The sequence below is a fragment of the Sphingomonas tabacisoli genome, from assembly GCF_042678385.1.
Lineage (GTDB): Bacteria > Pseudomonadota > Alphaproteobacteria > Sphingomonadales > Sphingomonadaceae > Sphingomonas_B > Sphingomonas_B tabacisoli.
On the sequence record NZ_JBHUDY010000002.1, the window covers coordinates 390,101 to 404,471 of the forward strand.

The window sequence follows — 14,371 nt, forward strand, 5'->3', positions numbered from 1 at the left end:
ATGGACCCCAGCCCGCGCGCAAGCGGGCCGGTGATTACCGGCTTTGCCGGCGCGGGCTTCAAGATCGACGGCGAGGCGAGCCAGGGCGGCGCGCTGCTCACGCCCGAATGGTGGCGGCCCTGGGACGGTTCGCTGACCCTTGAAGCGCTGGAGCCGCTCGCCGCGGTCGGTCCAGAGTTCATCCTGATCGGCACCGGCGCGAGCCTCGTCCGGCCATCGCGAGAGCTGGTCATGGCTCTCGACGCGCGCGGTATCGGCGTCGAGGCGATGGACAGCCGCGCCGCCGCCCGCGCCTGGGGCGTGCTTCGCGCCGAGGATCGCTGGATCGCGGCTGCGCTGATGCCGCTTTAACTTTCCTCGACCCCTCGCTAGAACCCGCCTCCGATGCGTATGTCCGTGCTGAAGCCTTTCGTCGCCCTTATCGGCCTTTCCCTGCTGACCACCGCCTGCGCGACGGGCCGGGGAAGCAAGAAGGATGTGGCTTACGTCGCGCGCGACGTGAACTCGCTCTACACCGCGGCGAAGACCCGGCTGGACCAGCACCGCTACAAGGAAGCGGCGCAGCTTTTCGACGAGACCGAGCGCCAGCACCCCTATTCGGTGTGGGCGCGGCGCGCGCAGCTGATGGGTGCCTTCAGCTATTATCTGGCGGGCGACTACACCGAATCGATCGCGTCGGCGCAGCGCTTCCTGGCGGTGCATCCAGGCAACAAGGACGCGCCCTACGCCTATTACCTCGTCGCGCTCGACTATTACGAGCAGATCAGCGACGTGACGCGCGACCAGAAGATCACCCAGCAGGCGCTCGACGCGCTGGGCGAGCTGATTCGTCGCTATCCGAACACCGACTATGCCGCCGATGCGCGGCTGAAGGTCGATCTGGTGCAGGACCATTTGGCGGGCAAGGAAATGGAAGTCGGCCGCTTCTACCAGCGCCGCCGCCAATGGCTCGCTGCGACGATCCGCTTCCGCAAGGTCGTCGACGATTATCAGACGACGACGCACGTGCCCGAGGCGCTGGAGCGCCTGACCGAAAGCTATCTCGCGCTTGGCATCCCCGAGGAAGCGAAGAAGGCGGCGGCGGTGCTCGGCTCCAACTATCCCGGCAGCGAATGGTATCAGCGCGCGTACAAGCTGATGCAGGAGCATCCGGCGACTTCGTGATCCGCGGCGAGGGAGACGAAGGGGTGTTGGTCCCGCTTCGTTCTCACGCTAATCAACGCCCATGCTGACCGGCCTCTCGATCCGTGATGTGGTGCTCATCGAAGCGCTCGATCTCGGTTTCGGGCCCGGCCTCGGCGTGCTGACCGGCGAGACCGGGGCGGGCAAGTCGATCCTGCTCGATGCGCTGGGGCTTGCGCTCGGCAGCCGGGCAGACAGCGGACTGGTCCGGCAAGGCGCGGCGCAGGCGGCGGTCACGGCGACGTTCGAACCGCCGGCCGCGATCGTCGATCTCTTGTCCGAAAGCGGCATCGAACTGGAGGGCGGCGAGCCGCTGATCGTGCGGCGGACGGTGCGTGCCGATGGCGGCAGCCGCGCGTTCGTGAACGACCAGCCGGTGTCGGCGGGCCTGCTGCGCGATTTGGGCGCGGCGTTGGTCGAAATCCACGGCCAGCATGACGATCGCGGGTTGCTCAACGCGCGGGGCCACCGGGCGCTGCTGGATGCGTTCGGCAAGCTCGACACTGCCGCCGTGTCGCGTGCGCATCAGGCGTGGAGCGAGGCGGAGGCGGCGCTGGCGAAGGCCGAGGAAGAGCTGGAGACTGCCGCGCGCGATCGCGAGTGGCTGGAGCATGCGGTTGCCGAGCTGACTGCCGCCGCGCCGGAGCCGGGCGAGGAGGATGCGCTGGCCGAGGCGCGGGCGAACATGCAGCGCGGCGCGCGGCTGTCCGACGATCTGGCTGCGCTCGACCAGCATCTGCAAGGATCGGGCGGGGCGCTCACCAATCTGCGCCAGGCGGCGCGCCGGCTCGACCGGCTCGGCCCGGAGCATCCGCTGCTGGCCGAGGCGCTGTCCGCACTCGACCGCGCGGTGATTGAGGCGTCCGAAGCCGAGGACCGGATCGAGCAGGCGAAAGAAGCGCTGGCACACGACCCGGCGCGGCTAGATGAGATCGAGGCGCGGCTGTTCGATCTGCGCGCGCTGGCGCGGAAATACCGCGTGACGGTAGATGGTCTGCCGGAGCTGGCGGCAGAGCTGTCGGGGCGGCTGCACACGATCGAGGCTGGGGGCGAGGGGATCGCGGTGCTCCAGCGTGCCGTTGCCGAAACACGGCGTACCTATGCCGAAGCCGCTGAGGCGTTGAGCGACGGCCGGGCCAGGGCGGCGGCGCGGCTCGATGCGGCAGTCGCTGGCGAGCTGGCGCCGCTGAAGCTGGATGCCGCGCGGTTCCGCACTTCGGTCGAGACCTTGCCCGAGGAGCAATGGAGCGCCGCCGGGCGCGACCGGGTCGAGTTCCTGATCGCGACCAACCCCGGCGCGCCGTTCGGGCCGCTCGCCAAAATCGCCAGCGGCGGCGAGCTGTCGCGCTTCATCCTGGCGCTGAAAGTCGCGCTGGCGGAGGAAGGCGGCGCCGCGACGATGATCTTCGACGAGATCGACCGCGGAGTCGGCGGCGCGGTGGCGAGCGCGATCGGCGAACGCCTCGCCCGGCTGGCGGAGAAAGCGCAATTGCTGGTCGTGACGCACAGTCCGCAGGTCGCCGCGCGCGGCGGCCGCCAGTGGCTGATCGCCAAGAGCCATGACGGCCTCGTCACCCGCACCGGCGTCCGCGCGCTGGACGAAAGCGAACGCCGCGAGGAAATCGCCCGGATGCTGTCGGGCGCGACGATTACGGACGAAGCAAGGGCGCAGGCGGAGCGGTTGTTGGAGGCGGCGTAGGGGGATGAGAATGTGGAAGGTCAACGCCGGGAAGAGAAGTCGATTATCACGCCAATTCCTGGATAATGCACGCGTAGCCATTGGGTGGCGGGAGATGGGAGATCCAACCACCTGCCGATCACGGGCTGCCGCCATCGAGCAAGTTTCGCGCGGTTATCCAGAGCAGACCGAGAAACAGAATGAAGTCGGCGGCGGCAACGTATGGCGTTTCCTCGGTGAAATGAAAGTCGGCGATGAAGTCATCACTTATGATCCAATCGAGCGCCTCTACCATATTGGTGTTGTCACCGGTGAACCCGTTTACGATCCTCAGACCATACCGGAGTTGCCGACCTTTCGTAGCGTGAGTTGGAAATCTTCGGTGAGCCGCGATGTTCTGAGCGCCGATGCCCGCAACAGGCTAGGTTCTCTGCTTACGGTTATCGCCGTGCCGGAGGTCACTGGGGCGGAACTTCGCGCGCTCGCGCAAGGGAAAAGGGCGGCGCCACAGCTGGAAAAATCGGCCGGCGCCGAAGTCGCAGAAGCCGATGATCCTTACGCCGCTATAGAGGACCAAGCGCTAGAGCGCATCAAAGACAGGCTGCTCGGCTTAGCTTGGGAAGATATGCAGGAGATCGTTGCAGCTCTCCTGCGGAGCTTGGGCTATCGCACTATTGTATCGCCGACGGGGCCTGATCGAGGAAAGGATATTGTCGCATCGCGCGACGGCTTCGGTTTTGAGGCGCCCAGGATCGTAGTCGAGGTCAAGCATCGGAAAGGACAGATGGGTGCCCCGGAAATCAGGGCGTTTTTGGGCGGACGGCACGCCGAAGATCGTGGCCTCTATGTGAGCACTGGGGGATTCAGCCGCGAGGCGCATTTCGAAGCTGAGAGAGCCGCTACGGTCACTCATCTAATGACACTCGATGGGCTCGCACGGGCGTTGGTCGATAACTACCACACACTGGATGAACGCGGTCGCGCTTTGCTTCCGCTCACCCGTATTTATTGGCCCGCATGACCGAAGCCGAAGCCGCCGAGCGTCTTGCCTTTCTTGCCGTTGAGATCGCGCGGCATAACCGGCTGTATCACAGCGAGGACGCGCCCGAGATTTCGGACGCTGACTATGACGCGCTGGTGCGGGAGAATGCGGCGCTGGAGGCGGAGTTTCCGGCGCTGGTGCGGGCGGATTCGCCTTCGAAGCTGGTCGGCGCTGCGCCGGCGGCGCATCTCGCCAAGGTGGCCCATGCGCGGCCGATGCTTAGCCTCGATAACGCGTTTGCCGACGAGGATGTGCGCGAGTTTGTCGGGCGGGTGCGGCGGTTCCTCAATCTCTCCGAAGACGAGCCGGTTGCGCTGACCGCGGAGCCGAAGATCGACGGGCTGTCCTGCTCGCTGCGGTATGAACGCGGGCGGCTGGTGCTCGGGGCGACGCGGGGGGACGGGACGGTTGGTGAGGATGTGACCGCGAATGTGCGGACGATCGGGGAGATTCCGGACACGTTGTTCCCCGGCGAAGGCCGGGGCCCATCGGCACAGTCGTCTAGGCCCCGGCCTTCGCCGGGGAACGTGCCGGACACCTTCGAAATCCGCGGCGAAGTTTACATGGCGAAGTCCGCCTTCGCAGCGCTCAACGAGCGGCTGGCGGGGGAGCGGGTGTTTGCCAATCCGCGCAACGCCGCGGCGGGATCGCTGCGGCAGAAGGATCCGTCCGTTACCGCTTCCCGGCCGCTCTGCTTTCTCGCGCATGGCTGGGGCGAGGCGTCTTCGCTGCCGGCCGACACGCAATATGGCGTGATCGAGGCGATCCGGTCCTGGGGCGTGCCAGTGACCGACCTGCTAGTGCGCGTGGAGAGCGTCGACGCGGCGCTGGCGCATTACCGCAAGATCGAGGCGATGCGCGCCGACCTGCCGTTCGACATCGACGGCGTGGTGTACAAGGTCGACCGGCTCGATTGGCAGGCGCGGCTGGGGCAGGTCGCCAAGGCGCCGCGCTGGGCGATTGCGCACAAATTCCCGGCCGAGCGCGCGCAGACCACCTTGCTCGCCATCGACATTCAGGTCGGGCGCACCGGCAAGCTGACGCCGGTGGCACGACTGGAGCCGGTGACGGTCGGCGGCGTGGTCGTCACCAACGCGACCTTGCACAATGCCGACGAGATCGCGCGGCTGGGCGTGCGCCCCGGGGACCGAGTGACGCTGCAGCGCGCCGGCGACGTGATCCCCCAGATCCTCGAGAATCTGACGCCGGATGAGGAGCGGCCGGACTATGTCTTCCCCACTGTCTGCCCCGAATGCGGATCGGACGCGGTTCGCGAGGAAGGCGAGGTCGATATCCGCTGCACCGGCGGCCTGATCTGCCCGGCCCAACGGGTCGAGCGGCTGCGGCATTTCGTCAGCCGCGGCGCGATGGACATCGAGGGGCTGGGCGGCAAGCAGATTGAGGATTTCTTCCACGACGGCCTCATCCACAGCCCGGCCGACATTTTCCGGCTGACCGAAGAGCAGCTTGTCGCGCGCAAGAAGGACGGGCGCGTCTGGGCCGGCAATCTGCTGCGCGCGATCGCCGACAAGCGCACGCCCGATCCGGTCCGCTTCCTGTTCGGCATCGGCATCCGCCATGTCGGCACCGTCACCGCGCGCGACCTGATGCGGCATTTCGGTACGGTCGAGGAGCTGGCGCGCGTCGCGAGCGCCGCGGCGAGTGACCCGGCCGAGTTCGATCAGCTCACCCATGTCGAGGGCGTGGGACCGGTGGTCGCGCAGTCTCTCGCCGACTTTTTCGCTGAGGAGCATAACCGCGAGGTCTGGGACGATCTGCTGAGCGTGGTTTCGCCCAAGCCGTTCGAAGCGAAGGAGCGCGCGTCCGAAGTGACCGGCAAGACGGTGGTGTTCACCGGCACGCTGGAAACCATGTCGCGCGACGAGGCCAAGGCGCAAGCGCTTTCGCTGGGCGCGAAAGTGGCGGGATCGGTCTCCGCCAAGACCGATCTAGTCGTCGCCGGACCGGGGGCGGGCTCCAAGCTCAAAAAGGCGGAAGAGTTGGGCGTGCGCGTCGTCGACGAGGCCGGCTGGGCGGAGATCTTCGCGGCGGCCCAATAGGGAACCGGAACGCTCAATTTCGGTTGTGCAACGAGTGGCGCGCGATGCGCCTCTTCATCGTGCCAGTCGCGTTGCGGTCGTCTCTAAAGGGGAGACTTGCCGTGATTCGTCCTATTCTCGTCTTGCTGACCGCGGGCCTCGCGCTGGTCGGCGCACAGGCATCTGCGGCCGTGATCGTCTATTCGGCCGCGCTCAGAGCCAGCAACGAAGTTCCGCCGGCGGCGTCGCCGGGAACGGGCTCCGCGACCGTGACGGTCAATGACGTCACCAACATGATGCGGGTGCAAGTCAGTTTCTCGGGCCTGGTCGGCACCACCACGGCCTCGCATATCCATTGCTGCCAGGCGCTCGGCACCAACGCACAGGTGGCGACGACGACACCGACCTTTCCGAACTTTCCGCTGGGCGTGACGTCCGGGACATACGACCAGACGTTCGACCTGACGCAAGCCAGTTCGTACAACCCGGCGTTCGTCACCGCGCATGGCGGCAACGTCACTCAGGCGCGTACGGATTTCCTGGCGGGGCTGGCGGCGACGCAAGCCTATCTGAACATCCACACCAGCCTGTTCCCGGGGGGTGAGATACGCGGGCAGTTGTTCGCCAGCGTTCCCGAGCCGGCAAGCTGGGCGCTGATGATCGCGGGCTTCGGCCTGGCGGGCGGCGTGCTGCGGTCGCGGCCGAGGGCGCTCAGAACCACTGCATGACGGTGGCGCTGAACGGGGTCCAGGCGCCGATCCGCACACCGGCCGCGGCGAGCCTGCGGCCGGTCCACCAATTGCAGGTGCGCACCGCGTCGTAATGGCCGCGCGCGGGGTAGAAGACGTCGGCGACGTCATAGCCGGGGATCGGCCGGCGATCGGCGGAGTCGAAGCTGGCGAGGATGTCGGCTGACAGGCGCCGATATTGATCGGGCGTGAGGCGGACGGGGCGGGCGTCGCCCCAGGGCTCGACCAGGTGATCGACATGCATCAACGTGCGGTCGCTGCCGATCAGCGCGTGGAGCGCGGTGCGCGGCGACAGCGCTGCCCAAGTGGGCGTGTTGACGTAGAAATCGCGCTCCCCCCAGCCGAACCAGAGCCAGCGCCCGGCATAGCGCGGGTCGCGAATGTGCTCCGGGCGGGCGATCCCCGACCAGTCCACGCCGCCGGCATGGGTGGGGACGACAAGCCCCGTGTGCACGCCGTTGGTTGCGACATAGATGGTGATGCCGTCCTCCGGCTCTTGCCACCCGCGGTTCAGCGGGATCGCCCCGCCGAGCGCACCCGCGGCGAGGTAGAGCAGGGGGATGAGCAGGATGGCCTGCAGCGCGCGGATCACGTGCGCCTCATGCCAGCGAAGCCGGCATTGGCGCTAGATGTCGCGCGCCCAATTCTCGCGGCCGGTGTCGTCCGAGTTGAGGTGCGTCACCGGCACTTCGGCGGCGGTGAGGCGCAGGATCGTCCAGTCGCCGCGCGTTTCCGATTGCTCCAATGTGCAGCCGGCGGCCCGGTAGGCGGCGATCACCTTGTCGGCCTGGTTGGCGAGGAGGCCGGCGAGCACGATCGTCGCGTGGGGCGCGGCGATCGCGGCGATCTCGGGCGCCATCGCGATCAGCGGGCCGGCGAGAATGTTGGCGATGATCAGGTCACAGGGGGCGGCCTCGGAAATCGCTGGGGCGCGGGCGCCGTCGGCGACGATCAGGTCGACGCGTTCGACACCGTTCAGCGCGGCATTCTCGCGCGTCACCTCGATGGCGACGGGATCGATGTCGGTCGCGGTCACCCGCGCTTCGGGCCAGAGATGACGGGCGGCGAAGGCGAGCAGGCCAGTGCCGGTGCCGAGGTCGATGATATTGTCGAACCGCTGGTCGGCAAGGCGGTCGAGCATGGCGAGGCAACCGGATGTCGTGCCGTGATGGCCGGTGCCGAACGCCTGGCCGGCGTCGATCAGGAAAGCGCGTTCGCCGGGGCCGGGCTCAACCGGGTGCGCCTGGGTGTGGACGATGAAGCGGCCTTCGCGAATCGGCTCGAGCCCAGCCTGGCTCATCGCGACCCAATCGGCGTCGGTGAGCTTTTCGACAGTTGGCTCGATAGCGGCTGCGCTGGGCGCAAGGGCGCGGATGGCCGCAATCATCGCCGCATCGGGTTCGTCGTCGGTATAGGCGTCGAGCCGCCACTGCTCGACATCGTCCTCGACCATTTCGGTCGTCATCAGCACCGCGTCGATCTCGATCGCACCCGCGTCGATCGCCTCGGCTTCGGCGCGGGTGCAGGGGAGCGTCGTCTTCCAGCTATCGGACATAGCTGGCGCCGTTGATGTCGATGACGGCACCGGTCATCGAGGGCGGGGCCTCGAGCGCGAGATAGCGGACGGCGCTCGCGACTTCCTCCGGCATGGCGACGCGGCCGAGCGGGATGTCGGCCAGGAGTTTGTCGCCGCCGCGGCTGGCCAGATAGTCCTCCGCCATGCCGGTCATCGTGAAACCCGGGCATACGGCGAAGGCGAGGATGTTCTCGGCGGCGAAACCGCGCGCGATCGACTTGGTCATGCCGATCATGCCCGCCTTGGACGCGGCATAGTGCCAATGCGCCGGCGAGTCGCCGCGATAGGCGGCGCGGCTGGCGACGTTGACGATGCGGCCGCCGCCATGTTCGCGGAAGTGGAGGACGGCGAGGCGGCAGAGCTCGGCGGACGCGGTCAGGTTGATCCGCATCGTGCGTTCCCACTGGCCGACCCATTCGTCGTGATCGAGGTCGATGGGCGCCGCTTCGAACACGCCGGCATTGTTGACCAGCACGTCGATCCGCCCGCCGAGCCGTTCGAGCGCCGACTCCCACAGGCGGCGTGGCGTCGCGGGGTCGGAGAGGTCGCCATCGGCGCTGCTGGTGCCGACAAGGTTCTGGGACTTGAGAGCTTCGGCACAGGCTGCGCCGATGCCGCGCGACGCGCCGGTCAGGAGGATGTTGGTCATGGGCCGGCGGTTAGAAGGAAAGGATGGGCGAAGTAAGCCCCTCCCCTTCAGGGGAGGGGTTGGGGTGGGACTGTCAGTGCGGCTTGAGGCTGTTGGGCGCGCGGACGCGCGCCCCCACCCCCGTCCCCTCCCCTGAAGGGGAGGGGCTTAGGTTACGCCACCAGCTTCACATAATCCTGAGCGGCGGTCTTCAGGTGGCCGAGCTGGGCGTCGACTTTGCGGAAGCCGGTTTCGAGCTGGTCGATTTCGCTGGCGACGGTTTCGGTATCGGAGCGGATGGACGCGATGGTCGAGCTCATCGAGTCGGCGGCGAGCGCGGTCTCGTCGACGGCGGCAGTGATCATCGTGACCGTCTGCGCCTGCATTTCCATTGCCGAGCGGATGCGGTCCGCCGATTGCTGGACCTCGCCGACCGTGTCGCGGATCGAGCTGTTCGCGTCGACCGTCGTGCGAGTGGCGGCCTGGATCGCGGCAATCTTGGCTGCGATGTCGTCGGTCGCGCGCGCGGTCTGGTTGGCGAGGCTCTTCACTTCCTGCGCAACGACGGCGAAGCCGCGGCCGGCGTCTCCGGCGCGTGCCGCCTCGATCGTCGCGTTCAGCGCCAGCAGGTTGGTCTGGCCGGCAATGTCGCGGATCAGGCCCAGGATCGATTCGATCGATTGCGCGTGGTTCGAGAGGGCTTCCGAAACGCTGACCGCGTCCGACGCCTGCGAGGCCGCGCGAGTCGCGATCGTGGCGGCGGTCTCGACTTCGCTGCGGGCATCCTCGATCGCGCGGATCAGGCCGGCGGCGGTGTGCGCTGCTTCGCGCATCGCGACGGCCGATTGCTCGGCGGCGGCCGCCACCTCGGAAGCCTTGCCGAGCATCCCGCGCGCCGCGACCGACGCGTCGGCCGCCTGGCTGCGCAGCGACTCGCCCACATTGACGGCGGACGACACTTCCGACGCGATCCGCGCCTGGAAATCGCCGGCCTGGTGAGTCCGGCTCTCTGTGGCTTCTTGGGCCCGATATTCGCTGACGAAGGCGGCCATAATTTCCGCCTCGATCATCGCCAGGCGGCGGATCGCGCCGCCGAGACGCACGAGCCGGCCGCTATCCTCGCCGCAGCTCTTCTGCAGCGTCTGGATAATGAGTTCGTAGCCGTCGGCATAGGCGGCGAGCATCGCGTACAACGGTATCCCCTCGCGCTCGCTCCACGCGGTATTCGTCAGCGCGAGGTCGGCCCAGCGCTGCTGGCCCACATTGGTGAATTTCTCGCGGCTATAGTCGCAGCTTATGCGAATGCGTTCGGCCAGCAGGTCGCCGGTGGTTTTGTTGCGGACGTGGGGCGACGCATTGAGTGCCGCCCAAAAAGTGCGTGCGATCTCTTCTTCATGCGGCCGAAGAATCTCATAGGCTTCGCGCAGATCGGTGGCGAGCGTTCCGCTGCGATCGAACTCCTGCAGCCGCTCCCGCACCGGGATCGAGATGTCCGCGTGGGACGCGGAGGTCTTCGGGGCCGTCTTCGAGCTCACGTCACGTTATTCCTTCGATACGCCAATCGGGCCACGTCGTAGGGCGGCGGTGGTAAAGCCGGGGTTAAACACGCACCGAAAGGCGCGGCACCGTTGCAAGCGGCGCGGCTTTGATTAAGACGGCCCCGCATAACGACCTTGAAACGGGGGCTCGGATGAGCAGCAGCAATCGCACCCGGCCACTTTCGCCGCATCTGACGATCTGGCGCTGGGGCCCTCACATGGCGGTTTCGATCGTCCACCGCGTCTGCGGCAGCGGGCTGGCGACAGTCGGCGCGATCCTGCTCGTCTGGTGGCTGGTCGCAGCCGCCAGCGGAGAGGCGGCGTACAACGCCTTCACGAACCTTTTCACGGTCAGCTCTGGCAAGCTGAACGCCTTCGGTTATCTGTTCGGCATCGGCCTGACCTGGACCCTGTTCCAGCACATGGGATCGGGCATCCGCCACTTCTTCCTGGATGTCGGCGCGAACTATGAGCTGAAGAGCAACAAGATGTCGGCGCAGGCGACGTTCGTCTTCTCTGTCGTCGCGACCGTCCTGGTCTGGGGCTATATCATCGGAGTGAAGGGCTGATGGGCACGGGCACCGAAATCGGCCGCGTCCGCGGCCTCGGCTCCGCCAAGGAAGGCGCGCATCACTGGTGGATCCAGCGGCTGACCGCAGGCTCCAACCTGCTGCTGATGCTGTGGTTCATCTTCTCGCTGCTGCGGCTGCCGCATTACGATCACGCCTCGGTGATCGCCTGGCTGTCTTCGCCTTTGGGCGCAGTGCCGATGATCCTGCTGGTGATCAGCGTGTTCTGGCATTTCCGGCTGGGGCTGCAGGTCGTGATCGAGGACTATCAGCATGACGAGACGCGGGTCGTCGCGCTCGTGCTTCTCAATTTCTATTCGATAGCGATGGCCGGGTTCGCGATCTTCGCGATCCTGAAAATCGCCTTCTCCGGGGGTGCGGCCTGATGCCGGACGCATACAAGATCATCGACCATACCTATGACGCGGTGGTGGTCGGCGCCGGTGGCGCAGGCCTGCGCGCGACGATGGGCATCGCGGGCGCCGGCCTCAAGACCGCCTGCATCACCAAGGTGTTCCCGACCCGCAGCCACACGGTCGCGGCGCAAGGCGGCATTGCCGCCTCGCTCGGCAATATGGGGCCGGACCACTGGACCTGGCACATGTACGACACCGTTAAGGGGTCGGACTGGCTGGGCGACCAGGACGCGATCGAATATCTCGTCCGTGAGGCGCCGGCGGCGGTCTACGAGCTCGAGCATGCCGGCATGCCGTTCAGCCGGACGACCGAAGGCAAGATCTACCAGCGCCCGTTCGGCGGCATGATGCAGAATATGGGCGAAGGCCCGCCCGCCCAGCGCACCTGCGCGGCGGCGGACCGCACGGGGCACGCGATGCTCCACACGCTCTATCAGCAGAGCCTCAAATACGACGCCGACTTCTTCATCGAATATTTCGCGCTCGACCTGATCATGGAAAACGGCGTCTGCCGCGGCGTGATTGCATTGTGCATGGAAGACGGCACGATCCACCGTTTCCGCGCGCATAGCGTCGTGCTCGCGACCGGCGGTTACGGCCGCGTCTATCGGACCGCGACCTCCGCCCACACTTGCACCGGCGACGGCGGCGGCATGGTGCTGCGCGCGGGACTGCCGCTGCAGGACATGGAGTTCGTGCAGTTCCACCCGACCGGCATCTACGGTGCCGGCGTGCTGATCACCGAAGGCGCGCGCGGCGAGGGCGGATACCTCACCAACTCCGAAGGCGAGCGCTTTATGGAGCGCTATGCGCCGTCGGCGAAGGACCTCGCTTCGCGCGACGTGGTGTCGCGCTCGATGGCGATGGAAATCCGCGAAGGACGCGGCGTCGGCAAGGAGAAGGACCATATCTTCCTTCACCTCGACCATATCGACGCCAAGGTGCTGCACGAGCGGCTGCCCGGCATCACCGAGACCGGCAAGATCTTCGCCGGCGTCGACCTGACGCGCCAGCCGCTGCCGGTGGCCCCGACCGTCCACTATAATATGGGCGGCATCCCGACGAACTTCCATGGCGAGGTGGTGACGCTGAAGGACGGCAATCCGGACGCGGTCGTGCCCGGCCTGTTCGCGATCGGCGAGGCGGCGTGCGTCTCGGTGCACGGCGCCAACCGGCTCGGCTCCAACAGTCTGATCGACCTGGTCGTGTTCGGCCGCGCGACCGGCCTGCGCATCGCCGAAATCCTGAAACCCAACACGCCGCACAACCCGCTGCCCAAGGGCTCGGAAGAGCAGGCGCTGACGCGCGTCGACCGCTTCCGCCACGCCAACGGCGGCTCGCCGACCGCCGAAATCCGGCTCGACATGCAGCGCACGATGCAGGCGCATTGCGCCGTGTTCCGCAACAACGAGCTGCTGACCGAAGGCGTCGCCAAGATCGATGCGGTGGCGAAGAGCCTTACGGACGTGAACGTCACCGATCGCTCGCTGATCTGGAACACCGACCTGATCGAGACGCTGGAGCTCGACAATCTGCTGGCCCAGGCGGTGGTGACGATGCACTCGGCCGCCAACCGAAAGGAAAGCCGCGGCGCGCACGTCAACGAGGACTATCCGGACCGCGACGACGCGAATTGGATGAAGCACACGATCGCATGGCTAGGCGCGGGCGAGGCGGTGTCGATCGACTACCGCCCGGTCCACGACTACACGCTCACCGACGACGTCGAATACATCAAGCCGAAGAAGCGGGTGTATTGATGCAGCTCAGTGACTTCGTCGCGGAGACGTTGTCCGAGATCATGCGGGGCGTGACCAAAGCCGCAGACGACCAGCGGGGATCTGGGCGGTATGGCTTCATAAATCCAATGGATGGAGAAAAGGGCGATGCCTTTGACTCCATTCCTATTTCGGAAGTTATTTTTGACGTCGCCGTAACCGTTGAGCACTCTAGCTCCAGCAGCCGAACTGGCGGAGGGAGCCTTAAGGTGATCGAGCTGCGAGGCGAAAGTGACAAGGGTGCTAAGCAAGTCGGTGAATCACGGGTACGTTTCGCAGTCCCCGTTTGTTTGCCGACAACCAAACTATCTCGCTGAATTCTTCGGGCTAGCTACCGACTTAATTTTCGTTCACGAGCTCGTCGAGCGATACCGGAATCGCCTCCTGCCCTTCTCGCTGCCGCACCAGTTCAACCAGCTCCAGCAACGCTTCCCATGCTGCAGCGGAGACGAGATAAGCTGTCGGTTGTCCGTTGGATAGCACGGCAATCACAGAATGCTCGCTACTTCCGATGAGCCCCTGCCCGGCAGCTCCCAGCTCTGCTGCATCAATGGTCTGCATATCCGTCATCTGGTGATTATAGGAGGATGTTGATTTGACGACCATCGTCAAAGGCGCGGCAGCGTCACGCCTTGCTGTCCCATATATTTCCCTGCCCGGTCAGCGTAGCTGACTTCGCACGGCTCGTTGCCCTGCAGGAAGAGGAATTGGCAGGCGCCTTCGTTGGCGTAGATCTTGGCGGGGAGTGGGGTGGTGTTGGAGAATTCCAGCGTGACATGGCCTTCCCAGCCTGGCTCCAGTGGGGTCACGTTCACGATGATGCCGCAGCGGGCATAGGTCGATTTGCCGAGACAGATGACGAGCACGTCTCGGGGCACGCGGAAATATTCGACGGTGCGGGCAAGCGCGAAGCTGTTGGGCGGGATGATGCACACGTCGGTCTTGCGGTCGACGAAGCTGTTGGCGGCGAAGTCCTTGGGGTCGACGATTGCGTTGTCGACATTGGTGAAGATCTTGAACTCGTCGGCCACGCGCGCGTCATAGCCGTAGCTGGACAGGCCGTAGCTGATGCAGCCCTCGCGCCGCTGGCTCTCGACGAACGGCTCGATCATGCCGTGCTCAAGCGCCTGGGTCCTGATCCAGCGGTCCGACAGAATCGACATTAAGCAGCCTCCC

Annotated in this window: 15 protein-coding genes; 9 read left to right on the forward strand and 6 right to left on the reverse strand. The window is 66.2% G+C overall.

Annotated elements, in window-relative coordinates:
- The 6 genes from ACFSCW_RS15075 (at position 1) to ACFSCW_RS15100 (ending at position 6,669) form a co-directional block, all read left to right on the forward strand.
- Entirely contained in the window at positions 1-351 is a 351-nt protein-coding gene (locus ACFSCW_RS15075) for an Mth938-like domain-containing protein (protein ID WP_380890909.1), read from the forward strand.
- 33 nt (positions 352-384) lie between these two features.
- Positions 385-1,164, forward strand: coding sequence for an outer membrane protein assembly factor BamD (locus ACFSCW_RS15080; protein WP_380890910.1), 780 nt, complete (start codon positions 385-387; stop codon positions 1,162-1,164).
- A 61-nt stretch (positions 1,165-1,225) separates the two neighbouring features.
- Positions 1,226-2,881 carry a DNA repair protein RecN gene (recN, locus tag ACFSCW_RS15085; protein ID WP_380890912.1) on the forward strand — a complete coding sequence of 552 codons (1,656 nt, stop codon included), beginning with the start codon at positions 1,226-1,228 and terminating at the stop codon, positions 2,879-2,881.
- A 10-nt stretch (positions 2,882-2,891) separates the two neighbouring features.
- Positions 2,892-3,881, forward strand: a complete 990-nt coding sequence (locus ACFSCW_RS15090) for a restriction endonuclease (RefSeq protein ID WP_380890914.1) — start codon at positions 2,892-2,894, stop codon at positions 3,879-3,881.
- Entirely contained in the window at positions 3,878-5,962 is a 2,085-nt protein-coding gene (gene ligA / locus ACFSCW_RS15095) for an NAD-dependent DNA ligase LigA (RefSeq protein ID WP_380890917.1), read from the forward strand. The genes ACFSCW_RS15090 and ligA overlap by 4 nt, the downstream gene beginning before the upstream one ends.
- Positions 5,963-6,063: 101 nt before the next feature.
- Positions 6,064-6,669, forward strand: coding sequence for a CHRD domain-containing protein (locus ACFSCW_RS15100; protein WP_380890918.1), 606 nt, complete (start codon positions 6,064-6,066; stop codon positions 6,667-6,669).
- On the opposite strand, the gene ACFSCW_RS15105 is transcribed toward ACFSCW_RS15100, so the two are convergent.
- The 4 genes from ACFSCW_RS15105 to ACFSCW_RS15120 all read right to left on the reverse strand — a co-directional run bounded on the left by ACFSCW_RS15105 (position 6,653) and on the right by ACFSCW_RS15120 (position 10,429).
- Positions 6,653-7,282: a TIGR02117 family protein gene (locus ACFSCW_RS15105; protein WP_380890921.1), complete on the reverse strand. Its 630-nt coding sequence runs from the start codon at positions 7,280-7,282 to the stop codon at positions 6,653-6,655. The two genes, ACFSCW_RS15100 and ACFSCW_RS15105, sit on opposite strands and share 17 nt — an antisense overlap.
- A gap of 33 nt (positions 7,283-7,315) precedes the next feature.
- Complete coding sequence (locus ACFSCW_RS15110) at positions 7,316-8,245, reverse strand: 50S ribosomal protein L11 methyltransferase (protein WP_380890922.1); 930 nt, start codon at positions 8,243-8,245, stop codon at positions 7,316-7,318.
- The gene (locus ACFSCW_RS15115) at positions 8,235-8,915 is read right to left on the reverse strand and encodes an SDR family NAD(P)-dependent oxidoreductase (RefSeq protein WP_380890925.1); all 681 of its coding nucleotides are present in this window, start codon (positions 8,913-8,915) and stop codon (positions 8,235-8,237) included. Before ACFSCW_RS15115 ends, ACFSCW_RS15110 begins: the two co-directional genes overlap by 11 nt.
- A gap of 152 nt (positions 8,916-9,067) precedes the next feature.
- On the reverse strand, positions 9,068-10,429 hold the full coding sequence (locus ACFSCW_RS15120; protein ID WP_380890928.1) for a methyl-accepting chemotaxis protein: 1,362 nt from the start codon (positions 10,427-10,429) through the stop codon (positions 9,068-9,070).
- Between the two features lie 155 nt (positions 10,430-10,584).
- On the opposite strand from ACFSCW_RS15120, the gene sdhC reads away from it, so the two are divergent.
- Genes sdhC through sdhA form a run of 3 tightly spaced genes read left to right on the forward strand, consistent with a single transcriptional unit; the run spans position 10,585 to position 13,177 of the window.
- Positions 10,585-11,001: a succinate dehydrogenase, cytochrome b556 subunit gene (gene sdhC / locus ACFSCW_RS15125; protein WP_380890929.1), complete on the forward strand. Its 417-nt coding sequence runs from the start codon at positions 10,585-10,587 to the stop codon at positions 10,999-11,001.
- On the forward strand, positions 11,001-11,387 hold the full coding sequence (sdhD, locus tag ACFSCW_RS15130) for a succinate dehydrogenase, hydrophobic membrane anchor protein (RefSeq protein ID WP_380890932.1): 387 nt from the start codon (positions 11,001-11,003) through the stop codon (positions 11,385-11,387). The genes sdhC and sdhD overlap by 1 nt, the downstream gene beginning before the upstream one ends.
- A complete protein-coding gene (gene sdhA / locus ACFSCW_RS15135; RefSeq protein WP_380890934.1) occupies positions 11,387-13,177 on the forward strand; it encodes a succinate dehydrogenase flavoprotein subunit in 1,791 nt (596 codons plus the stop codon). The genes sdhD and sdhA overlap by 1 nt, the downstream gene beginning before the upstream one ends.
- A 357-nt stretch (positions 13,178-13,534) precedes the next feature.
- Here the strand turns inward: sdhA and ACFSCW_RS15140 are convergent, their stop codons facing one another.
- Both ACFSCW_RS15140 and dcd read right to left on the reverse strand, forming a co-directional pair.
- Positions 13,535-13,807: a hypothetical protein gene (locus tag ACFSCW_RS15140; RefSeq protein WP_380890936.1), complete on the reverse strand. Its 273-nt coding sequence runs from the start codon at positions 13,805-13,807 to the stop codon at positions 13,535-13,537.
- On the reverse strand, positions 13,804-14,358 hold the full coding sequence (dcd, locus tag ACFSCW_RS15145) for a dCTP deaminase (RefSeq protein ID WP_380890938.1): 555 nt from the start codon (positions 14,356-14,358) through the stop codon (positions 13,804-13,806). Before dcd ends, ACFSCW_RS15140 begins: the two co-directional genes overlap by 4 nt.
- Positions 14,359-14,371 lie beyond the last annotated feature (13 nt).